Origin of the sequence: Bacillus sp. BS3(2021) (genome assembly GCF_021043345.1) — a bacterium.
Taxonomy (GTDB): domain Bacteria; phylum Bacillota; class Bacilli; order Bacillales; family Bacillaceae; genus Bacillus; species Bacillus paralicheniformis.
The window spans coordinates 88,448-110,460 of record NZ_JAJNDM010000001.1 but is presented as its reverse complement, the minus strand read 5'-3'; the positions used below and the strand labels follow the sequence as shown (position 1 = coordinate 110,460).

Sequence of the window (22,013 nt, the reverse complement as noted above, 5' to 3'; positions counted from 1 at the left end):
TTTCACCTTTAACTTTTGATCTGTGATCAGTTTACCTAAATTTCTTGTTGATGAACTATCGATTCTTCTTTCACTTTCATTACATCGATGTAAGGTTTTGTGTAGCCGTGAAAATCAGCCGGATTGTCGTGCCTTGCCCTTCTTGTGAGTCAAGTTCGATCCGGTGTCCAAGCTGGTCAGCCGCCGCTTTTGCCAAATAGAGACCCATTCCGGTTGATTCTCTGAAACGGCGTCCGTTTTCTCCTGTGAAAAACGGGTCGAATACCCGCTTTTGATCTGTATCCGGGATGCCGGCGCCGAAATCTGTCACTTCCAATACCGCTTCCGAATCGTTTTCACCAATAGAAATAATAACCGTATTGCTTTTTCCCGCTGAGTATTTGACCGCATTGTTGACAAATTGGGAAATGATGAAAAACAGCCACTTTTCATCTGTTTCGACTGTGATGCCTTTTTTGACTTCCTTGAACTTAGGATAAACTTGACTGCGAATATAGAAGCGCTTGTTTTCACGATTGACCTCATGAACGATATCCGCCAATGCGACCGGTTTTATCCGGAAATCCTGCTCGATCGTCCGCAATCTGGCCATATAGAGAATCGTATTGAGGCCCGTTTTCATCCGTTCGGTCTCCTCGCGGATGCTTGATGATTCCGGTTCATCCAAATTTTGAGCCGTCAGTTCGATGACCGACAGCGGCGTCTTCATTTGGTGCACCCATTGATCCATGAAGGTCAAATGCTCTTTTTGTCCAAGCTCCAGCTTCTTTAATTCTTGACGGTATTGCCTGTACTGGCTTTTCAGCAGCTGTTCAAGCGCTTCTGAAAGAGGGGATTGGGGCTGATTCGATTGCCTGAAGGTGTCATCCAATGATTCCAGCCCGCTCGTCATCCGTTTGTAGAACTTCCGGCGCGTATAGTAATGGTAGAAAAGATAGCAGACAAGAAAGAAAAAGCCGAGAAAAACGGCGTAAAAAGCCGGCCTGATGTGCTGATACCCATCAAGCCAGTACACCGACAGCATCGTGATAAACTGCAGCACTTGCACGGCAATCAACAAATAGTGTTCTTTGAAAAAAAGCTTCATTCCTCTCCCGCCTTCACCCAGGATATATTCAAGCGGTAGCCTGCGCCCCGCACTGTTTCTACCGCATCTTCAATTCCGAGCTCCTGAAACTTTTTTCTGACGCGTGTAATGTTGACATTAAGCGTGTTTTCATCCACATAGGCCTGATCATCCCACAGTTTGGCCAGCAAATCTTCCCGGCCGGAAATCCTCGGGTGGCGTTCCATTAAGCTTTCGATAATATCGGCTTCTTTTTTCGTCAAAGCAGCCGTTTGACCGCCGAATGTCAGTTCAAGTCTTTCCGGATACAGCCGCAGTCCTTCTTTTTCGAGAAGCCGTTCCTCCGCTTTTGCTGCATACTCCCCGTAAGCTCTGCGAAGCTGGCTGCGTATTTTTGCCATCACGATTTCGGCGTGAAACGGCTTGGTGATAAAGTCATCCCCGCCGTTTTCCAATGCCATGACCTGATCCATTTCGCCCGTCCGCGCCGAAATAAACAAGACAGGGCAAATCGATTCCTGGCGGATTTGCCGGCACCAGTAATAGCCGTCAAAGCTCGGCAAATTAATATCAAGCAGAACAAGATCAGGCGCCGTGCTTCTGAACTCATCGATGACACGGTCAAAGTCTTTCACGACATGAACGTTGTATCCATATTTGACAATATGCGATTTTAACAGATCGGCAATCTTCGGGTCGTCTTCTACAATCATCACTTTTTGCATCTCGGTCTCTCCTTTTGTTTGGATATATTATGACACGAAGCTGTCTGATAAACAAAAGCCGCCGCGATTCGTCCTACCTTACAATCATGTAATTGTACTGTAATATGAATCAATTTCTTCTCCTTGCGCCTTTTTTATAAAATAATACCATTCACAAACTGAATGAAAGAGGAGAAGGTATATGAAGACACGGGCAGGCGGCCTGATTGCCGCGGTTCTGATCGCCGTTGCCGGCGTTTTTATTGCCGGCGTTTTTATCCTGCAGAAAGCGACAGGGGGCCTTGTGCCGCTGGCCGATCATTTCATACAAGGCCAGGGAAAGCCTGAGGCTTATTATCTCAAAGCCGAAGATCATGCAGAAAAGCTGAATAACGGAAAGTACAACTACACATTAACCGGATATGACGCGAGCGGACACAAACAGCAGATTGAAGCAGAGGCGGACGAAAAACTGCGTCCCGGCGCTTTCATCAAAGTATGGGCGTACGGAACGAAAGCCGGAAGCTTGACTGAAGTACACGAAGAGGAAATCCCCGAGGGCGCTATAGCCGCCATGAAAACCAATTAAAACCCCATCGCCTGATGGGGTTTTCTGCTTAATATTTAAATCGATTGATGACGGTTTGAAGTTCTTCAGCCAATTGAGACAGCGATTCTGCTGCATAAGAGATTTCTTCCATCGAAGCCAGCTGCTCCTGAGTTGAGGAAGCAACCGCTTTTGTGCCAGCCGACGTTTCCTGTGATCCGGAAGCTAATGTTTGAATGGTGTTTTGAACCATTTCGACACCTGATGTCAGCTGCTGAGTAGAAGCTGCGACTTCTTGGATTTGAGAAGCAACCTGTTCCACCAAGTTCAAAATTTCGTTGAAATTGCCGGTTGTCTCCTGGGACAGAGCGATTCCGGAGCTGACATTTTCTTGAACGACTTTAATATTATTCACCGTTTCTACCGATTCATTTTGGATCGTTGTGACTAACGATTGAATATGGTTCGCCGATTTATTCGTTTCGTCCGCCAATTTCCGGACCTCTTCCGCCACGACGGCAAACCCTTTTCCTTGTTCTCCCGCTCTTGCTGCTTCAATTGCCGCGTTTAGCGCCAGCAAATTCGTCTGCTCCGAAATATCGGTGATAAGCGAAGAAATGTTGCTGATTTCCGCCGTGCTGGACACGAGCGCCTCGAGGCCGCTGCCGGCTGAGTCGACGGATTTATCAATGAAGTTCATTTGCTCGAGCATTTTATGAACGGATTCGGAGCCGATTTCGGCTTTGTCTCTCATCGAAGACGACAGATCCGCTATGCTGCCTGTATTGGAGGCAACGGATGATAAACGGTCCAGCAATTCATGAATCGATTCCGAGCTCTGTTCTGTCATTTCGCTTTGCGTCATATTGCTGTCAGCAATCGCCTGCATCTCTTCCGAAATCAGTTCGGAGGTCGATTTCGATTCCTCCGCGCTTGCCGACAACTGTTCAGAGGATGCGGCGACTTGCTCAGACGAACTGCTGATCTGCTTCACAATTTGCGTCAGCGACTGAACAAAAGCATTGAAAGAATTTGCAAGCTGGCCGAACTCGTCTTTATTTTTGACGATCACTTTCTTGGTTAAGTCCGCCTCACCGTGGGCGATGTCCCCAAGCTGCTGATTCAGGCTTCTCAACGGTACCAGAATAGACTTCAAGAGCAGCAGACTCAAGACAATTCCAACTATGGCTGATACTGCTGTGACAGTGATGATGACCCATTCGCTCATCGTCCCGTTGGCGCTGATCTCTGCTTTCAGATCTTCCACCTCTTGTTCCAGGCTTTCGACCAGCTGGTTGACAGACGGATCGAGGACTTCTTTTCTTAATGTTCTTTCCTCTCCGAAATGAATCGATTCAGCTTTTTTAGAGCTTGAAGCGTAAGACTGTATAACTTGTTGATTTAAACCCCAATAAGCCTTAAAATTTTCTTTAATTTCTTCGACGTTCGCTTTGTATGTGTCTTCCCGGATCAGTTTTCCTGCGCGGTCAAGACTCTTTAAAACATCGTCGGCCTTGTCCTTCATTCCTTCACTGTATTCATTATCTCCGGTCATAATAAGGCCTCTTTCGTCATTCGACAAACCGGTCAGACGATATTGAATATGCTTAATCTCTTTTTGAAATTCCATCTTGTCCTTAAGTTCTTCATTCTTTTTCACCGTAGAAGAAATCATAAAAACAGAGGAACCTCCGATTCCAATAATGGAAACGACTAAAATTGATATAATTCCCAGCAGTTTTGTTTTTACTTTCATGATGGTGATCCTTTCTCCTTTATGTCATCAATGATAAAATGCAATTTTCAAATTAAAGATCTTCTTCATTTCATAGTATCGACATTTTTCGTCAAAATTTGAGATCTTGTATGATTGTAAACAAAGAAAAAGCTCTGCCTGGAAGGCAGAGCTTTCAATTGATTAATGAATTGGTTTACTTGGCGGACCCGCCGATTTGGTATGTTCATAGAAGTGATGAAAATAATCATTTGTCTCTGCTTTGATAACTTTCCAAAGCAGCAGGATGGCGATCAGGTTTGGAATCATCATCAGCGCATTCGCCATATCGGCAAATGCCCAGACGGTGACGAGGTTGGCGACCGTCCCGATGCCGCAGGCGAGGATGTAGACCAGCCTGTAGCCCGCAATTCCTTTGGAACCGGCCAAATACTCGAAGCATTTTTCTCCGTAAACATACCAGCCGACAATTGTAGAGAACCCAAAGAAAATCACCGACAGCGACACAATATATTCGCCAGCCGCGCCGAGTACTGAGGCAAATGCCGCGCTCGTCAATGCCCCGCCTTCAAGGCTGGCATTATGGGCCACGCCGGATATCAAGCCACCAGACGGATCCCAGAAACCGGTAATAATAAGGGTTAAACCGGTCATCGTACACACCACGATCGTAACGATAAATGTCCCGGTCATTGCGACGAGCGCCTGTTTTACCGGATGATCTGCACGCGCATTTCCGGCGATTAGCGCAGCCGTCCCAAGGCCTGCTTCGTTTGAAAAAATGCCGCGGGACACCCCGTTCCGAACGGCTTCAGATACGGCAATTCCAAGGAAACCGCCGGCTGCTGCCACAGGGTGGAAAGCATAATAGAAAATCAGCTCAAAAGCCGGAATAATCTTGTCATAATTCAAAATCAGAATCAAGATCGCCCCGCCCATATAAAGAAAAGCCATGATCGGCACAAAGAAGCTGGCAACCGTGCTGATCCGCTGGATGCCGCCGAAGATGATGACGCTGACAAGAATGACGAGAATCAGCCCTGTCACCCAGTTTTCGATACCGAAGCTGTTCTTTGTAATATCGGCAATCGTATTGGATTGGACGCTGTTGCCTATCCCCAAAGCGGCAAAAGCTCCAAACAGCGCAAAAGCGATGGCGAGTCCTTTAAATCTGCGTCCGAGTCCTCGTTCGATATAATACATCGGCCCGCTTGAATATTCCCCTTTTTCATTTTTTACGCGGAATTTAACAGCAAGCAAGGCTTCCGCGTATTTCGTTGCCATGCCCAACAGCCCGACAACCCACATCCAGAAGATCGAACCCGGTCCGCCGAGTGTCAATGCCGTCGCGACACCTGCGATATTTCCGTTTCCGATCGTGGCGGCAAGCGCTGTCATTAAAGCTTTAAAATGGCTCACATCCCCTTCGGCAGCTGCGTCTTTGCTGTCTTCCTTGCCAAATCCGATCTTAAACGCATAGATCAGGCGGCGAAATTGCAGTCCTTTTAAAACAAACGTTAAAAATAAGCCTGTCCCAAATAATAAAATTAAACTGGGCGGCCCCCATAATACCTTATTAATCTTGCCTAGTATTTCTAAGATATCCATATGACTCACTCCCAACAAAGATAACGCTTTCATAGATGCAAGAGATATTCTATCACAACGAAATATGGTTATGTTTGTGAAACGACACAAAATGTAATCGCTTACATTTGTTTTTTTAACAAAACTATTTTTTAAAGAAAAAAATTTTAATAGATAACTCCTCATATCAATCCTTTCACTTCATTCAACGTTCACCAATTTGTTAAATTTCACAAAAAAGCGCTTACATTTTTAATTTTACACACGATGCTCTTGCCGGTTCAGAGATTTATACTAGCGGTAGAATCATATTTCATTTGAGGGGGACGACATCATGATCATTGGAATTCCGAAAGAAATTAAAAACAATGAGAACCGTGTAGCCATTACGCCGGCCGGAGTAGTCGCGCTTAAAAAAAGCGGTCATCAAGTTTTAATCGAACAGGGAGCCGGACTTGGAAGCGGCTTTGAGGATGCTGACTACAAAGCAGCCGGGGCAGACATTTTGGTTGAAGCGAAGGATGTATGGGCAAAAGCGGATATGGTCATGAAGGTGAAAGAGCCGATCAGCTCTGAATACGGCTATTTCCGAAAAGGACTTGTTTTATTTACGTATCTGCACTTAGCAGCTGAGCCTGAGCTTGCGAAAGCGCTTGTGGACAGCGGCGTCACAGCCATCGCCTACGAAACGGTCGAAGTGAACCGGACGCTTCCGCTCCTGACTCCAATGAGTGAAGTCGCCGGACGCATGGCTTCACAGATCGGCGCGCAATTTCTTGAGAAATCAAAAGGCGGCAAAGGCATCCTGTTATCAGGCGTACCCGGCGTAAAACGCGGCAAGGTTACGATCATCGGCGGCGGAGTAGTCGGTACGAACGCTGCCAAAATCGCAGTCGGACTTGGCGCTGACGTCACTTTGATCGATTTGAGCGCTGAGCGCCTCCGCCAGCTCGATGACCAGTTCGGCAAAGACATTCAAACGCTTATGTCCAACCCGCTCAACATTGCGGAAGCCGTAAAAGACTCTGACCTTGTCATCGGCGCCGTCTTAATCCCTGGTGCAAAAGCACCGAAACTTGTCACAGAAGAGATGATTCAGTCGATGTCCCCAGGCTCAGTTGTTGTAGACGTGGCGATTGACCAGGGCGGCATTATTGAAACGGTTGATAAGATCACTACGCATGACGATCCGACTTATACGAAGCACGGCGTTGTCCATTATGCAGTCGCCAATATGCCGGGAGCCGTTCCCCGTACTTCAACGATCGGCTTAACAAACGTCACTATGCCTTACGCTTTGCAAATCGCAAATAAAGGCGTTGAACAAGCAGTCGCCGAAAATCAGGCGCTCGCTCTCGGCGTCAACGTTGCAAACGGAAGCATTACCTACAAGGCCGTCGCGCGCGACCTTGGATATGAATACGTATCTGTAGAAGATGCATTTCAAACGGTAACCGCTGGTTAAGCGGACCCTATCTTTCTGTCAATTGAATGAAAACATTTTAATTACGCTTTCTGACTGTCCTTTCACGAAAAAAAGCCGGATATCATCCGGCCTTTTTTCATTCTGCTTTAAACCGCTTTCCGGCAAACGGCGTTCGCCTTCATCCGAGAAATCGGCTGCAAGTCAATTTTTGAATGGTGTTCCCGTATCAACATACTTAAATACATTCAGAGACGGCAATGGACGTCCTTTAAAATCAAACAATGCCTGATTGTCTACGGCGCTGCCGCCAAACCACTTTCCTGCGTCTTCCGGGTCGTATTCAGCGGCATAGCTTGTGGCCCAGCCTGATCCGTATGTCTCCCAAAGCGCTTTATTTTTCTCAAGCTGGCGTGCCGGTCCTACTGGAATCCATGCCGGTTCCCAATAGAAAACGCCGATTCCGGCTTCTCCTACATCGCTGACCGCTTGAATCACATCACGGACCGCGTTCGCCTGTCCTTGAACGGTGACCGGGTAATTGAGCGTTTGACCGTTTTTAGGGGCTGTATTTTCGTGTCCGTCTCCGTCTTCAGCCGTATACGTATAAGATGTCTCGGCTACCATGACCTTTTTGCCGTACGTATCCGCGACGGATGTCAGGACGGATGTTAGATTCTTCAGTGTGCCATGCCAAAATGGATAATACGAGCTTGCAAATACATCATAGTCGACATGGTGCCGGTGAAGCGTCTCGGCAATCCAAGCGTACCTGCCGGACGTCTCCGGATTGGTAAAATGCAAGGCGACTAAAATATTCGAATCCGTCTCCCGGACCGCTTGGCTCCCCGCATTGAATAATTGGCTCATCTTCGCCCAGTCCGTTTCACCGGCAAGACCCCCGTTTGTTTCGTTTCCGACCTGCACCATGCCGACGTTGATGCCCGCTGCTTTCATCGCTTCAAGGCTTTGTTTTGTATATTGGTAAAGCGCCGTTTTTTTATCTTCAAAGTTTAGGTTTGCCCATGCTTTTGGCGCTTTCTGTTTCGCCGGGTCCGCCCAGAAATCGGAATAGTGGAAATCCGCCAGCAGCTTCATTCCGTTGGCAGTGGCCCGTTTTCCGATCTGAATCGCTTTTTTCAGATCATTATTGCCCCCTCCATAGCCATTGCCGTTAGCATCATAGGGATCATTCCAGATGCGCACCCGGACATAATTGACGCCTGCTTCTTTCAGCGTTTTGAATATATCCTGTTTCTTTCCGGATTCATTGTAAAAGGCGACGCCGCTCTCTTCCAAAGCGATGATACTCGAAACATCAACCCCTTTTATAAAATCCTTGTGAAGCCCTGAAACCTTTTCGACAAAAAGGCCGCTTTCTGCCGCCTTGGAACCTCTGGCGGCTTCCGCCGGACCGCCGGTTCCAAGTGCGCCCAAAACAACAATCAGCACCACAAAAACAGCCACCACGTTTTTCATGAATCTCGCTTCTCCCCTTTCATGATTGATACACGCCAAAACGAAAACGCTTTCATTTTTTTAAGAGAAACACCCACATTAAAGCGGATGTCCCCCGGGCTTATTTTTTTGTTTTTACCGCTATTCTGGCTTCATATTTTTCCAATGTGATTTCGCCGGTCAGCGTTTCTCCGGTCAGCATATCTTTAACGGCCGACTCCAACACGACGGGCTGGCGTTTTTCTGTGAAATTCATGATGAAAATATAATCATTTTCTTCATCCTGTCTGACTTGAACGGAGACGCCAGGCTGATGTTTCACATCAAAAGCCGGTTGAATCGATAGCTCTTTGATCAATGTTTCATAAAAATCCCGATGAAATTGACTGCTTAAGCGCGCACCGATATAGTACGTCTTCCCCTGTTTGTATGAATGGCATGTAACAGCCGGCGTGTCCACATAAAAATCGTCCTCATAGAATCCCACGGGATCTGCCGTATCCAGCTTCAGCACGGTCGCATAATCTTTCAGCTCATAGGACCGGTTTTGATAACGGACCCTATTTTTGTCGCCCGGATAGAGCGTATCGGTTTCAACAGGTTCCATGCCAAACATCTCTTGCAGATCTTGCGGCCATCCGCCTAAATAGGTCAGGTCAGATTCGTTGACGATTCCGCTAATATACGTCATCACCAATGTGCCCCCGTTTGCAGCAAAGGCTTTTAAACGCGCGATTGTTTCTTCACTTGCTAAGTAAAGCATCGGAACGATCAGCAGCCGGTACGGCGAAAAATCCTGTTCCTTCGTAATCACGTCGACTGGAATATCACGCTCCCAAAACGCGCGGTAGTGCTCGTGCAAGGTTTGGGGATACCGCTTGGTTTTCATCCCGAATCCTTGTGCATCTTCGAGCGCCCAATGGGTTTCCCAATCATAGAGGATCGCGACATTCGCGGGCCGGGTCGTTCCGACGACTTCAGACAGTTCATCAAGGGTTTGCCCCACTTTTGCCACTTCTTTAAATACGCGGTTCTCGGAACAATTGTCATGGCCGACAACCGCACCGTGAAATTTTTCCGATGAGCCGCGGGATTTCCGCCATTGAAAATAGAGAATGCTGTCAGATCCGTGGGCGATCATCTGCATAGAAGACAAGAGATGCATCCCCGGCCGTTTCGCTTTATTAAAATTGTGCCAATTGACAGCGCTTGGCGTCGATTCCATTAAAAGAAACGGCTGCTGTTTCAGGCTGCGGTACAAATCATTGATAAAGCCGACTTTCATGGCCAAATCAGCTGTGCTTTCCCAATCATTGTGCCAGGCGGGATACGCGTCCCAGCTGATCACGTCCAGATGCTTGGCAAACTTGCTGTAGTCCAGCCCTTGAAATGGAATGAGATCATGCGTGTCAGCCATAAAGTTGGTCGTAATCGGAATATTCGGCGTGATTTCCTTCAACGGAACGATTTCATTTTGAAAGAAAGAGATCGTCTGATCAGTGACGAAGCGGCGCCAGTCCAAATTCAAGCCGTGCACCGCATTTTCACCGATCGGAGACGGCGATTCAATCTGTGACCAATCGTTGAAGGTATGGCTCCAAAAAGGCGTCCACCATGCATCATTCAAAGATTTAAGATCATTGTTGTACTTCTTTTTCAGCCAGTCTCTAAAAGCGTGCTGGCATTGATGACAATGGCATTCTCCTCCGTATTCGTTGGAGACATGCCACATCAAAAGGGCAGGATGGCTGCCGTACCTTTCGGCCAGCAAGCGGTTGATCTTTCTCGTTTTTTCACGGTATACGTATGAAGTGAAGCAATGATTGTGCCTTCCGCCATGCAGCTGTTTGACACGTTCCGCATTGACGCGCAGCACTTCCGGATATTTTTGCGACAGCCAAGCAGGACGGGCGCCGCTCGGTGTCGCCATTATAATCCTTCCGCCGTTCCGGTGAATGTTCTCAAACATATCATCCAGCCATTCAAACGTATAGACGCCTTCCTCCGGCTCAAGAGCGCTCCATGAAAAAATCCCCACTGAAAATGTATTCGTATGGGCAAGCTTCATCAGCTTGATATCATCTGCAAGAATATCCGGACGGTCAAGCCATTGATCCGGATTGTAGTCTCCCCCGTGAAGCATGTATTTTGCTTGTGTCGTATAAATTTTTGGCATAATACTCTCCTTTTTTAGACCATATTCTTCTCGGACTATCCTTTCGTTCCGCCTGCGGTCAACCCTGATACAAAGTTCTTTTGCAGCATGATAAAGATGACGGCTACCGGAATGCTGATCAAAATGGCGCCGGCGGCAAACGTCGTATAGCTGGCTCCCATGACTTCATTGACTAAATTGTATAAACCGATCGGCAATGTATACGACTCCGGCGTCCGCAATATGGTCGAAGACAAAACGAAATCCCCGAGCGGTCCGGTGAATCCGTTCATGGCGACGACCGCGATCATCGGTTTGGATAGCGGCATAATAATCTGCAGAAAAATCCTTGTATTGCTAGCGCCGTCAATCTTAGCGCTCTCATCCAAATCGATGGGAATGGAATCCATATACCCCTTCATCAAATACGTGTTCATCGGTATAAGTCCGCCGATGTACAGCAAAATCAGCAGCCAATGGCTGTTCATCATTCCGAGCATCTGCGCTAAAACGAAGAGCGCAACCAAAGCCGAAAATTGAGGAATCATTTGCAGCAGCATGAATAAAACTAAAGCGTTTTTTCTACCTTTAAAACGAAACCGTGAAAAAGCATAAGCTGTAAAAGAAACACTGATGATTGATCCGATCATCGTAAAGATGCTGATTTTAAGCGAGTTTATATACCATTGCCCGTATTGAAGGCTCTCTTTTCCTGCAAATAATTCTCTATAGTGATCCAATGTCGGATTTGCCGGAATGATAGAAGTACTGACCAAACTGTTGCCGGGATTAAAGCTGGCTCCCACCGTCCAAAGCAGAGGATATATGATAACGGCTGTCATAAAAACCAACAGAGAATAGGTCAGAAGGAGCCGAAAGAATCTTCTTTTCTTCATATGTTAAGCCCCCTCTTTGAAAGAATTTGTCCGTCTGAACTGCCACAGCGCGATCGAGATGACAAAGACCGACAGCAGGATCGTCAATGCGGCGGCTAAAGAGTACTGGCTCGACTGCATCGTCAATTTGTAAATCCAGGACACCAGAATGTCGGTTCCTCCCGCTGTTGACCCGGGAACAGCTGGACCGCCTCCATTGAATAGATAGATAATGTTGAAGTTATTAAAGTTAAAAGTGAATTGCGTGATGATAATCGGCGCCATTGCGATTAAAATCAGCGGCATTGTGATATGCCTGAATTTCGAAAACGCGGACGCGCCGTCAATTGTCGCCGCTTCATACAGGTCGTCCGGAATCGACTGCAGAACACCGGTCGTCACAATAAACACATAAGGAAAACCGAGCCACCCCTGCATGAGGATAAGCGCCAGCTTCGTCCAATTGGCATTCGTCATCCAAGGAATCGGATCGATGCCGAATGCGGCGAGGATTTGATGATTGAATGCACCGAAGCTGTCATTAAAGAGGCCGGCAAACACAAGAATGGTAACAAAGCCGGGCACGGCCCAAGGCAAAACCAGAATCGTCCGGAAAAATTTCTTGAAGCGGACTTCCTTCTGATTGACGACAACCGCCAACAAAATTCCCAACCCGACTTGGAGCGTAGAAGCGACAAGCGTCCAGACAATGGTCCAAGCTAAAACATCCAAAAAGGTCGACCGCCAAATATCAACGGTGAAAATTTCGGAAAACGTTTTAAGCCCTACCCAATCGACAAGGTGGGCAGGCGGAGAATGGTAGAGGTTATAATTTGTAAAAGCTAATGCAAAGCTGAACAAAATCGGAAAAACAACGGCGAAAATCAAAATGAACAGTGATGGTCCGCTGATGAGATACGGATATCCCTGAGCCATTAAATTATGATATTGTTCCTTGAGTGAACTGAGCTCCTTTTGTTCATCGCGCCGCTTTCCGTTTTGGTAGGCATCCCGCAAATTGGCGTAATAGACAGCCAGCCCAAAACCGGTGACAATCACGGCGATGATGCCTTCTGCCAATAGAAAAATCGAGTTATCGCGCGGCACTTCGGTTCCAAGCGTAAACAGGCCCCACAGCCCCATATTCAGCAAATCGCCAAAAACCGCAAAGAACGAGACGCCTAAAAGAAGGAATAACAGACCCTTTATCCATTGTTTATTGTAGAATTGGCCCAAACCGGGAATGATTGATAATAGTAAAGCTTTTTTGCGATGCTGCACCTTCTCTTTCACCTCTTTATATGGACGTCCTGATCATAAATGGCGCCAAACTTAAGACAAGTTTGACACCAATGCTGCGGCTTATTTGCTGCCGCTGTGCTTCGCTTTGATCTGTCCTTGTATCGTTTCCGCGGCTTGATCAAGCGCTTTTTTCGATTCCGCTTTTCCGGTTGCGATCGTTTGCAGAGCCGCATCCGCCGGCGTCCATACTTCATTCATCTCAGGAATATTCGGCGTCAACTCTGAGTACTGAGATTGCTCGGCAACAGCTTGAGCCGCTTCGCTTTTTGTGACGGCAGGATCAGCCGCCAGTTCTTTGACAGCGGGAACTTCTTTTGTGATCTCATATCTCTTCTTTGAGTTTTCTTTATTGGCGAGAAAGACGGCTAATTCTTCCGCTAGATCGGCATTCTTCGAATAAGCGCTTACATTGTAGCTCTTCACGCCGACAAAAGAACTCATATGTTTGCCGTTGGACAGCTTAGGCAGCTTGGCAACCCCGTAGTCGATGCCCGCTTTTTTGAACGGTTCCAGATTCCACGGACCAGAAATAATCGCTGCTGCTTTTCCTTCCGTAAACAGCGATTCCAGCACATTGATGCCCTGCTCCCCAATAATTCCGGCAGGGAACAGCCCTTCTTGATAAAACTTCTGAATGTACTCGGCTCCTTCAACTGCACCTTTGTTATTCAAGCCGAGATCAGCCGGATCATAAGTGCCGTCTGCATGGCTCTTAAAAATGTAGCCGCCGTATCCTCCCATGACGCTCTGTGCATAATAAATCTGGTCAAACAGCGCCAGGAAGCCGAATTTTTTGCCGTCAGCCGTTTTTTTCGAATACTCATACCATTCATCCAGCGTTTTCGGCAGTTCTTTTTCAGAAATCAAATTTTTATTATAGTAGAGCATCGTCGTTTCGACCGCTTTCGGCAGGCCGTAGACCTTACCGTTTGTCACCTGGGATCTCATTGCCGGTTCCGTATAGATCGATTGGATTTCTTTGTCCACCTTTAATTCCTTGATCAAACCTTCCGTTACCGCTGTTCCGATTTGATCTCCAGGCATCGTTAACACATCAGGCCCCGTTCCTGCCGGTCCATCCATCCGCAAGTCTTCGATCTGCTTTGCGTAAGGCTTTTCGACGATTTTGACAGATACGCCGTGCTCTTTTTCAAACTGGGCAACGGCATCTTTAATGCCTTCGCTTTTTTCTTTATCTTCCCAGACCACGAGTTCCTTTTGCTTCGAGCCTGATGCTTCATTGCTGCTCTCTTTAGGTCCGCAGGCAGTTAAAGACAAACCGAGAGCAATCACACTGCTGATTCCAACATATTTTTTCATATTCATCATTTGTCTCATTCCTTTTATTGGATTGAAAGCGTTTCACAAAAACAATATAGCATGTCTAAGAAAAAGTGTAAACAATTATTTTACTGACTATTAGTAAAATGTTTTACGAAAAAGGCGCGGCTTATGAACAGCCCGCGCCTTTTTTAATTGGTGCTTTTCCTGACCACCAGTTCTGCACCGATATATAGCGTTTTTACAGCTTTTCTCTTTTCAAGTATTTGTTCAAGAAGCAATTCAATGGCGTTTTTGCAAAGTTCTTTAATATCGATATGGAATGTCGTCAGCGGCGGAGATACGTATTTCGCCACACTGATGTTGTTGATGCTGATGACGCTCACCCTGCCCGGGATGGCGACCCCTTTTTCATTTAAAGCCTGAAGGCAGCCTACGGCGATCGGATCCGCCGCTGTAAAGAAGGCCGTCGGCAGCTTTTCGCCCAATGTTTCAACCGCTTTATCCATCAGATGGTAGCCGTTTTCCACAGAAAATCCCCTGCGGCAAAAAATAAAGCCTTCCTCCAAGAGCCCTTTTTCCCTCATATAATCGCGAAACGTTCGTTCCCTTACGTCCATTTCGTCTTCATCGGTATTGGGATTGTGGTACGTGCCTCCGATAAAGCCGATCTTTTCATGCCCTTTTTCGATAAGAAAGTCCACCGTTTTCCTCGTCATCTGCTTTAAGTCCGGCCTGACTGAATCAAAATGATTCGGATCCGGCGTCGAATCGATAAATACTCCGTGAGGCGTCATCTGCCTTAACCGGGTTAATTCATCATCTGAAAATGATCCGACCGCAATGAATCCTTCAATGTTTTCGGGGATGGCGTCAATACCCCCCGAAATTTTATACGTCGTCAGTTCAACGTTGAATTGCTTTGCGAGCTTCTCGATTTCCAGCCTCATCGTTTTAAAATACACGTCTTCGAGTTCCTCTTTATCCGTCAGCCAGTACAGAAACGCGATGTTTTTTACCAGTGTTCTGATCGTTTTTTTGCGGTAGTTCAGGCTTTCCGCCACTTCAAATATTTTCTCCCGCGTCTCATCGGGTACGGACAGGCTTTCGTCGTTATTTAATACGCGGGAAACCGTCGAGATGGAATACCCCGCCTTTTCTGCAACATCTTTTATCGTCGCCACGATTGCAAAACCTCCATGAACATCTTTCATATTTTTTAGTAAAATATTTTACTAATTTAACGTTGATTTTTGTAAAAGTCAAGTGCTGATTGCCCTATCCCCGCCAATAAGGATTTTACATGAAAACGTTTCATTTGAAAAAACACTTTTTATTGCACCAATTGAAAACCCGTAGTAAACTGGGGTTAAACTTAATTAAATTAATTTATTAAGTCTGCACGTCAAACGAATGGGAGGATATATGAATACTGCAGCCGCTTTATCAAACGACTTTCGCTCTATTTTTAAGACAGAACAGACACCGCGAACCTTTTTTGCTCCGGGAAGAATCAACTTAATCGGCGAACACACGGATTATAATGGAGGGCATGTTTTCCCCGCTTCGATTTCATTTGGCACCTATGCCCTTGGCGTGAAACGAGATGATCAAATGATCCGTTTCTATTCAAAGAACTTCCCTGACAAAGGCATAATTGAATGCAGCTTGAGCGATTTAGCCTTTGACCGGTCTGACGGCTGGGCCAACTATCCGAAAGGAATGTTCCTTTTGATGAAAGCGGCAGGCCACCAAATCGTTCACGGCGCCGATATTTTGTATTACGGAAATATTCCGCACGGGGCGGGCCTCTCTTCTTCCGCATCGATTGAACTTGCGACAGGCGTTCTTTTAAAAGGGCTTTATGGTTTGCAGACAGACACGATCTCCATGGTTAAGCTCGGACAAAAAGTCGAAAACGAATACATCGGCGTAGGCAGCGGCATTATGGACCAATTTGCGATCGGCATGGGGAAAAAGGATCACGCGATTTTGTTAGACTGCCAAACACTTCATTACACATACGCTCCCTTCGTATTGAAGGAACACGATGTGATCATCATCAATACAAACAAACAGCGGACGCTGGCCGGATCTAAATATAATGAAAGGCGTGCCCAATGCGAAGAGGCGCTCCGCGATCTGCAGCAGGAGTTACCGATTGCAAGCCTGGGCGAAATGACGGCGGAAGCATTTGAAGCTCATCAGCACCTCATCCGAGATGAAATTAATCGAAAACGTGCCAGACATGCGGTGTACGAAAATGCCCGGACGCTGAAAGCGCTGGAAAAACTTCGCGGGGACGACCTCGCCGGGTTCGGCAAGCTGATGAATGAATCTCATATGTCTTTAAGGGATGATTATGAAGTGACAGGGCTGGAGCTTGATACCATTGTCCAGGCGGCTTGGGAACAAGACGGCGTCCTGGGTGCACGCATGACCGGCGCCGGGTTCGGCGGCTGTGCGATTGCGATTGTAGAAAAAGACCGGACAGACAGCTTTAAAGAACGCGTGAATGCCGTCTACCGCGAAACGGTTGGCTATGATGCCGCATTTTATACTGCGGCGATAGGCGACGGCGCCAAAGAAATATAGAAAGGGGAATGGATATGAGTGTGTTGGTTTTGGGCGGTGCCGGCTATATCGGTTCACACGCCGTGTATCAATTATTGGACAGGGGCGAAACCGTCGTTGTCGTTGACAACCTTGAGACCGGCCAAAGACAGGCCGTACATCCTGAGGCAGTCTTTTATGAAGGGGATGTGCGCGATCGCGACTTCCTCCGCACTGTTTTCGAAAAGGAACGTATTGAAGAAGTGATCCACTTCGCCGCCAGTTCACTTGTCGGCGAATCAATGAAAGATCCGCTTAAATACTACGACAACAATGTATCCGGGACACAGGTTTTGCTTCAGACGATGCTTGAGCACGATGTGAAAAAAATCGTATTCTCCTCGACGGCGGCCGTCTACGGAGAGCCTGAATCGGTGCCGATCACAGAAGACATGCCGACGCGGCCGACAAGCACCTACGGGGAAACGAAACTGATCATGGAGAAGCTCATGAAGCGGACTGAAGAAGCCCATGGAGTCAGCTTTGTGTCTCTCAGGTACTTTAATGTCGCAGGAGCAAGGGAAACGGGAGAGATCGGAGAAGACCATCATCCGGAAACACACCTGGTCCCCATCATCCTGCAAACCGCTCTCGGACAAAGACCGCATATTACGATTTTTGGGGATGACTATGATACGCCCGACGGCACGTGCATCCGCGACTATGTTCATGTCGAAGACCTGATTGACGCTCATCTGTCGGCTTTGGACTATTTAAGAGAAGGCGGCAAAAGCGATATATTCAACCTCGGCAGCAGCGAAGGATTTTCGGTGAAAGAAATGATTGATGCGGCGAGAAAGGTCACCGGCAAAGACATTCCCGCCGAGATCGGCAAGCGCAGAGCCGGCGACCCGAGCATCCTGATTGCCGGCTCTGACAAAGCAAAGCAGGTCCTAGGCTGGAGGCCTTCGCGCACTTCTGTAGCAAAGATCATTGAAGACGCCTGGAAGTGGCATTCATCACATCCAAACGGGTACAGGAAGGAAGTGTCAACATGATTGAACAAGACATAGCCGGACTCATTCAAAAAGCGCTTGAAACAGGGTTAATCGAACCGGATGACGTGAACTACGCACGCAACCAAGTGATGAACCTGCTGGGTCTGGACTCGTTTCCCGAAGAAGCCCCTGCGGCTTCCGGTGACTCCATCCCCGACCTTTTGGAAAGACTCGCCGCTTATGCAATTGAACACGGCGTCATAACCGACGACGCAGACGCGAAAGACATGCTGGCGGCAAATGTGATGAATTGCTTTGTTGCAAGACCTTCTGTCATCAATGCCGTGTTTCAGCAAAAATACGAGCAATCGCCGCTGGAGGCGACCGCCTATTTTTATCAGCTCAGCAAAAACAGCAACTATATCCAGACAAAACGAATTGAAAGAAATATTTCGTATCAGGCGGATACACCTTACGGCACAATGGATATTACGATCAATTTGTCAAAGCCGGAAAAAGACCCTGAGCAAATCAAACGGGAGCGCGCCGCTGCAAAACGAGCACGCAGCTATCCGACGTGCCTGCTGTGCAAAGAAAACGAAGGGTATGCAGGACGAATCGGGTATCCCGCCCGGGCGAACCACAGGATTATTAAAGTCCCGCTCGCCGGAGAAAACTGGTATTTTCAATATTCTCCATATGCTTACTATAACGAGCACAGCATTTTATTTTCTGAGCAGCATCGGCCGATGAAAATTGATAAGCTTGCCTTTCACAGGCTGCTTGTTTTTACAGAGCTGTTTCCGCATTATTTTATCGGATCGAATGCCGATTTGCCGATCGTCGGCGGGTCTATTTTAAGCCATGACCATTATCAAGCCGGACGATATGAGTTTGCAATGACGCGCGCAGAAGACGCGTTCTCCTTTCAAATCAAACAGCATCCGGACATCGAAGCCTCTGTTTTAAAATGGCCGATGTCTGTCATCCGCTTGAAAGGAACGGCGATCAACAGCCTTGTCGATGCGGCGGATCATATTTTTCAGACTTGGAAAAACTACTCGGATCAACAAGCGGATATTACGGCTTTTACAGATGAAACGCCTCATAACACGATTACGCCTATTGCAAGAAACGTGAGCGGTGTTTTTGAAATCGACCTTGTGCTCAGAAACAACCGGACATCTGCCGAGCATCCATACGGCATATTCCACCCGCATGCTGACGTTCACCATATTAAGAAAGAAAATATCGGCTTAATCGAAGTGATGGGCCTGGCCGTTCTTCCTCCCCGCTTAAAGACCGAACTGGCAGGTGTCCAAGAATTCCTGCTCGGTCAGTCAGATGCCGTTGAAGCGCATCACCGGGAATGGGCCGAACAGCTCAAAACCGAATACGGAGAGCTGTCCGGGCCGAAGCATGCTGAATCAATTGTACGAAAAGAACTTGGCCGGAAATTTGTTAAAGCCCTTGAGGATGCCGGGGTATTCAAAAACCGCGAAGCTTTCATGCGCTTCATCCACACGTTCAATCGTCAGGGGTAAGGCTTCACCGGTGTTAAAACAGGCGAAAAAAAGGCTTATTTTAACACCGGATCAAACAGCTCCGCCAACAGCAATGAAACGGCTCCGTAAAGCGTCGCTTCATCGCCGAGCTTCGTTATCGTCACCTCTGTCTGCCTCGCTTCGGCTGTTAAGGCTTTCTGCTGTATCGTTTCTCGTATCGCCGGCAATATGAACCTCCCGCCTTTCATCACTCCGCCGCCCAGCACGATTTTGCCCGGATTGACAAGATGAATGAAGTTGGTCAGCCCGATTCCAATGATCACACCGGTTTCCCGAAAGAGTTCGATACACGTTTGGCAGCCGTTCTCGGCCATTTCAAACAAATCTTTGGCTGTCAGGCTATCCGGACTTTCTTTTAACCGTTTGTTCCCCCGCTCGGCAATTGCTTTACCGCTCACAATCGTCTGCAGGCAGCCACGGTTGCCGCACTCGCACTTCTCTCCATTAATATCAATGATCATATGGCCCAGTTCCCCTGCGATTCCTTCCGCTCCATGGTACAGTTTTCCGTTGATGACAATCCCCGCACCGACACCGCGGCCGATGTTTACGGCCGCCATACTGCCGCCTGCATCATCGCGGCCGCCGAACCACGATTCGCCAAGCGCCATCGCCCTGGCATCGTTTTCAACTCTGACCGTTAAGTTGAATTCTTGTTCCAGCATATCTTTAATGGGAATATTGGTTAGGTTTAAAATCGGGGCGATGCGTGACATTCCCGTTTCAGCATCGACGACCCCGTGCATTGCGATGCCGATCCCAATGATCTTTTCCTGATTGACATCGGCCCGTCCCAAAATCGCATAAATATTTTCTTTTAAAACATCAATGAACATCTCGTTTGTCAGCGGTTTTTTCAGCAGGCTGGATGTCCGCTGCAGTATCCCTCCGGCTAAATCGGTTAAGACGCACTCCACCGTCTCAGGCCCGGCATCAATGCCAATGACATAATAGGCACCTGTGTTGATGTGCAGCATTGTCGGCTTCCTTCCGCCGCTCGAATGGCCGAGCGTGCTTTCTTTCACGAGCCCTTGTTCGATCAGCTCTTTGACAATGCTTGAGACCGTGGGAGGGGTAATCTTTGTTTCCTTGGCGATCTCGGCTCTCGAAATCGGCTCTGAAGTTCTGATTTTATTAAGAATGATCGATTTGTTCACCGATTTCATTAATTGAAATGTACCGCGCTGCATGTGAAATCCTCCATTTACACCATATCGTAGGTTTTATTGTACCACGGTTAATTAATTAAATTAACAAACGAAAACAAGAAGGCTTGCGTTCAAAAATATAATCAGTTATACTGACTATATTGTTTGGTGATTATTTTAGGTGGTGATGATTTTTGAAACAGTTAAGTCAATTTTACGGATTTTTGCTAGGAAAGGTTCTTCAGCAAATGGAGGATCAATTTGCTGATGTTCTCGCTCCGTATAGCTTGAATGCCAGGCAATTCGGAGTACTTGTATTTATTGAAGAAAACCCTTTTTCTTCTCAAAAACTGATTTCTGAACAACTGCAGATCGACCGTACGACAATGGTGAGCCATGTTGACCATTTAGAAGCTTCAGGCTTTGTGGAAAGGACAAAAAACGCAAGTGATCGCAGGGCATACAGCCTAATCCTTACTGAAAAAGGCAGCGATGTACTGTCATCATGCAAACAGGTTTTAGTACAGACAGAATATGAGGTTTTATCCCCTCTGACTGACAATGAAAAAAAATTATTTAAAGATTTGCTTTTAAAAGTATGGAAAAAGTATAAAAACTAGGAGGCATACCCTATGAATTCACTCGATTTTTTTAATGCACGTTTAGAAGCCACCATTAGTCCAATGGATTATTTTAAATCTTCAAAGAATCACCCTGAAAAATATTTTTTAATAGATGTAAGAAACGGGCCAAGCGAAGTCAGGAGTTTGACGATAAAAGGTGCTCAAGCGATACCTGAACACGATCTCCCTCATCGATTAGAGGATATTCCAAAAGATAAAGAAATCATTGTGTACTGCTGGGATGTCTGGTGCAATACGGCAGCTAAAGCAGCTAAATTTTTATTAGAAAAAGGCTATCAAGTGAAAGAGCTGACCGGAGGGATCGCGGCATGGAGAGAAATGAATTTTCCTGTGTCAGCATGCACCGAAGGGGATACTGACAAGGATGCTTGCGGATGCTGAATGGAATGAAAAGAAGGTATTGGATCGGCGTAGCTTCGCGCGATCACGTCTTGAAAGGTGTATCCGGGGGCTTTGCTCAACTTTGCCACGGAAAAGAGGCGCCTTTAAAAAGAATGAATCCCGATGATTGGATCATTTATTACTCGCCAAAACAAAATCTCAAAGATGATGCGCCCTATCAAAAGTTTACAGCTGTAGGGGAAGTGAGTGATAACAGAGTTTACAAGGTTCATGCGGGAGAAGGATTCTCACCTTACAGAAGGAAGATCAACTTTTTAAAATGCCGGGAAACGCCGATCCACCGATTCATTCCCAACCTCTCTTTCATCAAAAACAAACGGCACTGGGGTTATTCCTTTCGATTTGGGCACATAGAAATTAGCGAACATGACTTCAAACTCATCGTTAAACAAATGGTCAAAATATAAAGGGCAGCTGCTCCCTTTATATTTTTTTGCTTTAGTGGAGTATTTCGAGCGCATTGGCAAAACAAATCGTTTTATAAATGGAAAAAATTTTTCGGAAAATTTGAAATGAAAGTGTTTGCATAATCAAAATAATCGCGTTATCATACTTGTATACAAGTATACT

General features: G+C 46.8%; 19 protein-coding genes. 8 read left to right on the top strand and 11 right to left on the bottom strand.

The window, feature by feature from the left end; translation table 11 throughout:
- Window positions 1-79: 79 nt before the first annotated feature.
- Together LQ247_RS00530 and LQ247_RS00525 are read right to left on the bottom strand one after the other, a co-directional pair.
- On the bottom strand, window positions 80-1,087 hold the full coding sequence (locus LQ247_RS00530) for a sensor histidine kinase (protein ID WP_020453566.1): 1,008 nt from the start codon (window positions 1,085-1,087) through the stop codon (window positions 80-82).
- Window positions 1,084-1,791, bottom strand: coding sequence for a response regulator transcription factor (locus tag LQ247_RS00525; RefSeq protein ID WP_020453567.1), 708 nt, complete (start codon window positions 1,789-1,791; stop codon window positions 1,084-1,086). Before LQ247_RS00525 ends, LQ247_RS00530 begins: the two co-directional genes overlap by 4 nt.
- Window positions 1,792-1,972: 181 nt before the next feature.
- On the opposite strand from LQ247_RS00525, the gene LQ247_RS00520 reads away from it, so the two are divergent.
- The gene (locus tag LQ247_RS00520; protein ID WP_020453568.1) at window positions 1,973-2,359 is read left to right on the top strand and encodes a YxeA family protein; all 387 of its coding nucleotides are present in this window, start codon (window positions 1,973-1,975) and stop codon (window positions 2,357-2,359) included.
- Between the two features lie 28 nt (window positions 2,360-2,387).
- Here LQ247_RS00520 and LQ247_RS00515 read toward each other — a convergent pair whose 3' ends face one another.
- Both LQ247_RS00515 and LQ247_RS00510 read right to left on the bottom strand, forming a co-directional pair.
- Complete coding sequence (locus tag LQ247_RS00515; protein WP_020453569.1) at window positions 2,388-4,073, bottom strand: methyl-accepting chemotaxis protein; 1,686 nt, start codon at window positions 4,071-4,073, stop codon at window positions 2,388-2,390.
- Window positions 4,074-4,235: 162 nt separating this feature from the next.
- A complete protein-coding gene (locus LQ247_RS00510; protein WP_026580389.1) occupies window positions 4,236-5,660 on the bottom strand; it encodes an alanine/glycine:cation symporter family protein in 1,425 nt (474 codons plus the stop codon).
- A gap of 313 nt (window positions 5,661-5,973) precedes the next feature.
- On the opposite strand from LQ247_RS00510, the gene ald reads away from it, so the two are divergent.
- Window positions 5,974-7,104, top strand: a complete 1,131-nt coding sequence (gene ald, locus LQ247_RS00505) for an alanine dehydrogenase (RefSeq protein ID WP_020453571.1) — start codon at window positions 5,974-5,976, stop codon at window positions 7,102-7,104.
- A gap of 162 nt (window positions 7,105-7,266) precedes the next feature.
- Here the strand turns inward: ald and LQ247_RS00500 are convergent, their stop codons facing one another.
- The 6 genes from LQ247_RS00500 to LQ247_RS00475 all read right to left on the bottom strand — a co-directional run bounded on the left by LQ247_RS00500 (window position 7,267) and on the right by LQ247_RS00475 (window position 15,317).
- The gene (locus LQ247_RS00500) at window positions 7,267-8,541 is read right to left on the bottom strand and encodes an arabinogalactan endo-1,4-beta-galactosidase (protein ID WP_025810526.1); all 1,275 of its coding nucleotides are present in this window, start codon (window positions 8,539-8,541) and stop codon (window positions 7,267-7,269) included.
- A 100-nt stretch (window positions 8,542-8,641) separates the two neighbouring features.
- Window positions 8,642-10,696, bottom strand: a complete 2,055-nt coding sequence (locus tag LQ247_RS00495) for a beta-galactosidase (protein ID WP_020453573.1) — start codon at window positions 10,694-10,696, stop codon at window positions 8,642-8,644.
- A gap of 35 nt (window positions 10,697-10,731) precedes the next feature.
- Window positions 10,732-11,571 carry a sugar ABC transporter permease gene (locus tag LQ247_RS00490; protein WP_020453574.1) on the bottom strand — a complete coding sequence of 280 codons (840 nt, stop codon included), beginning with the start codon at window positions 11,569-11,571 and terminating at the stop codon, window positions 10,732-10,734.
- A gap of 3 nt (window positions 11,572-11,574) precedes the next feature.
- Complete coding sequence (locus LQ247_RS00485) at window positions 11,575-12,831, bottom strand: carbohydrate ABC transporter permease (RefSeq protein ID WP_025810524.1); 1,257 nt, start codon at window positions 12,829-12,831, stop codon at window positions 11,575-11,577.
- 81 nt (window positions 12,832-12,912) lie between these two features.
- Window positions 12,913-14,181 carry a sugar ABC transporter substrate-binding protein gene (locus LQ247_RS00480; protein WP_231005408.1) on the bottom strand — a complete coding sequence of 423 codons (1,269 nt, stop codon included), beginning with the start codon at window positions 14,179-14,181 and terminating at the stop codon, window positions 12,913-12,915.
- Window positions 14,182-14,324: 143 nt separating this feature from the next.
- Complete coding sequence (locus LQ247_RS00475; RefSeq protein WP_020453577.1) at window positions 14,325-15,317, bottom strand: LacI family DNA-binding transcriptional regulator; 993 nt, start codon at window positions 15,315-15,317, stop codon at window positions 14,325-14,327.
- Window positions 15,318-15,558: 241 nt separating this feature from the next.
- Here LQ247_RS00475 and LQ247_RS00470 point away from each other — a divergent pair, with 241 nt between their 5' ends.
- Genes LQ247_RS00470 through galT form a run of 3 tightly spaced genes read left to right on the top strand, consistent with a single transcriptional unit; the run spans window position 15,559 to window position 19,228 of the window.
- Window positions 15,559-16,728 carry a galactokinase gene (locus LQ247_RS00470; RefSeq protein WP_144497498.1) on the top strand — a complete coding sequence of 390 codons (1,170 nt, stop codon included), beginning with the start codon at window positions 15,559-15,561 and terminating at the stop codon, window positions 16,726-16,728.
- A gap of 14 nt (window positions 16,729-16,742) precedes the next feature.
- On the top strand, window positions 16,743-17,744 hold the full coding sequence (gene galE, locus LQ247_RS00465; protein ID WP_095291223.1) for a UDP-glucose 4-epimerase GalE: 1,002 nt from the start codon (window positions 16,743-16,745) through the stop codon (window positions 17,742-17,744).
- Window positions 17,741-19,228 (top strand): UDP-glucose--hexose-1-phosphate uridylyltransferase, encoded by a 1,488-nt coding sequence (gene galT, locus LQ247_RS00460; protein ID WP_231005406.1) that lies wholly within the window; start codon window positions 17,741-17,743, stop codon window positions 19,226-19,228. The genes galE and galT overlap by 4 nt, the downstream gene beginning before the upstream one ends.
- A 35-nt stretch (window positions 19,229-19,263) precedes the next feature.
- Here the strand turns inward: galT and LQ247_RS00455 are convergent, their stop codons facing one another.
- Complete coding sequence (locus tag LQ247_RS00455) at window positions 19,264-20,439, bottom strand: ROK family transcriptional regulator (RefSeq protein WP_231005404.1); 1,176 nt, start codon at window positions 20,437-20,439, stop codon at window positions 19,264-19,266.
- A gap of 206 nt (window positions 20,440-20,645) precedes the next feature.
- Here LQ247_RS00455 and LQ247_RS00450 point away from each other — a divergent pair, with 206 nt between their 5' ends.
- The 3 genes from LQ247_RS00450 to LQ247_RS00440 are packed head-to-tail and all read left to right on the top strand — an operon-like array spanning window position 20,646 to window position 21,850.
- On the top strand, window positions 20,646-21,017 hold the full coding sequence (locus LQ247_RS00450; protein ID WP_228119609.1) for a MarR family winged helix-turn-helix transcriptional regulator: 372 nt from the start codon (window positions 20,646-20,648) through the stop codon (window positions 21,015-21,017).
- 12 nt (window positions 21,018-21,029) lie between these two features.
- Window positions 21,030-21,422, top strand: coding sequence for a rhodanese-like domain-containing protein (locus LQ247_RS00445; protein ID WP_020453583.1), 393 nt, complete (start codon window positions 21,030-21,032; stop codon window positions 21,420-21,422).
- Window positions 21,416-21,850 (top strand): EVE domain-containing protein, encoded by a 435-nt coding sequence (locus LQ247_RS00440; protein WP_128822245.1) that lies wholly within the window; start codon window positions 21,416-21,418, stop codon window positions 21,848-21,850. Before LQ247_RS00445 ends, LQ247_RS00440 begins: the two co-directional genes overlap by 7 nt.
- Window positions 21,851-22,013 lie beyond the last annotated feature (163 nt).

Excerpts from the sequence above, each read along its gene's own strand:
- LQ247_RS00445 (WP_020453583.1), top strand. The coding sequence starts at position 21,030 with ATGAATTCACTCGATTTTTTTAATGCACGTTTAGAAGCCACCATTAGT.
- LQ247_RS00515 (WP_020453569.1), bottom strand. The coding sequence starts at position 4,073 with ATGAAAGTAAAAACAAAACTGCTGGGAATTATATCAATTTTAGTCGTT.
- LQ247_RS00500 (WP_025810526.1), bottom strand. The coding sequence starts at position 8,541 with ATGAAAAACGTGGTGGCTGTTTTTGTGGTGCTGATTGTTGTTTTGGGC.
- LQ247_RS00530 (WP_020453566.1), bottom strand. The coding sequence starts at position 1,087 with ATGAAGCTTTTTTTCAAAGAACACTATTTGTTGATTGCCGTGCAAGTG.
- ald (WP_020453571.1), top strand. The coding sequence starts at position 5,974 with ATGATCATTGGAATTCCGAAAGAAATTAAAAACAATGAGAACCGTGTA.
- LQ247_RS00525 (WP_020453567.1), bottom strand. The coding sequence starts at position 1,791 with ATGCAAAAAGTGATGATTGTAGAAGACGACCCGAAGATTGCCGATCTG.
- galE (WP_095291223.1), top strand. The coding sequence starts at position 16,743 with ATGAGTGTGTTGGTTTTGGGCGGTGCCGGCTATATCGGTTCACACGCC.
- LQ247_RS00440 (WP_128822245.1), top strand. The coding sequence starts at position 21,416 with ATGCTGAATGGAATGAAAAGAAGGTATTGGATCGGCGTAGCTTCGCGC.
- galT (WP_231005406.1), top strand. The coding sequence starts at position 17,741 with ATGATTGAACAAGACATAGCCGGACTCATTCAAAAAGCGCTTGAAACA.
- LQ247_RS00490 (WP_020453574.1), bottom strand. The coding sequence starts at position 11,571 with ATGAAGAAAAGAAGATTCTTTCGGCTCCTTCTGACCTATTCTCTGTTG.
- LQ247_RS00470 (WP_144497498.1), top strand. The coding sequence starts at position 15,559 with ATGAATACTGCAGCCGCTTTATCAAACGACTTTCGCTCTATTTTTAAG.
- LQ247_RS00510 (WP_026580389.1), bottom strand. The coding sequence starts at position 5,660 with ATGGATATCTTAGAAATACTAGGCAAGATTAATAAGGTATTATGGGGG.
- LQ247_RS00495 (WP_020453573.1), bottom strand. The coding sequence starts at position 10,696 with ATGCCAAAAATTTATACGACACAAGCAAAATACATGCTTCACGGGGGA.
- LQ247_RS00450 (WP_228119609.1), top strand. The coding sequence starts at position 20,646 with ATGGAGGATCAATTTGCTGATGTTCTCGCTCCGTATAGCTTGAATGCC.
- LQ247_RS00520 (WP_020453568.1), top strand. The coding sequence starts at position 1,973 with ATGAAGACACGGGCAGGCGGCCTGATTGCCGCGGTTCTGATCGCCGTT.
- LQ247_RS00455 (WP_231005404.1), bottom strand. The coding sequence starts at position 20,439 with ATGCAGCGCGGTACATTTCAATTAATGAAATCGGTGAACAAATCGATC.
- LQ247_RS00480 (WP_231005408.1), bottom strand. The coding sequence starts at position 14,181 with ATGATGAATATGAAAAAATATGTTGGAATCAGCAGTGTGATTGCTCTC.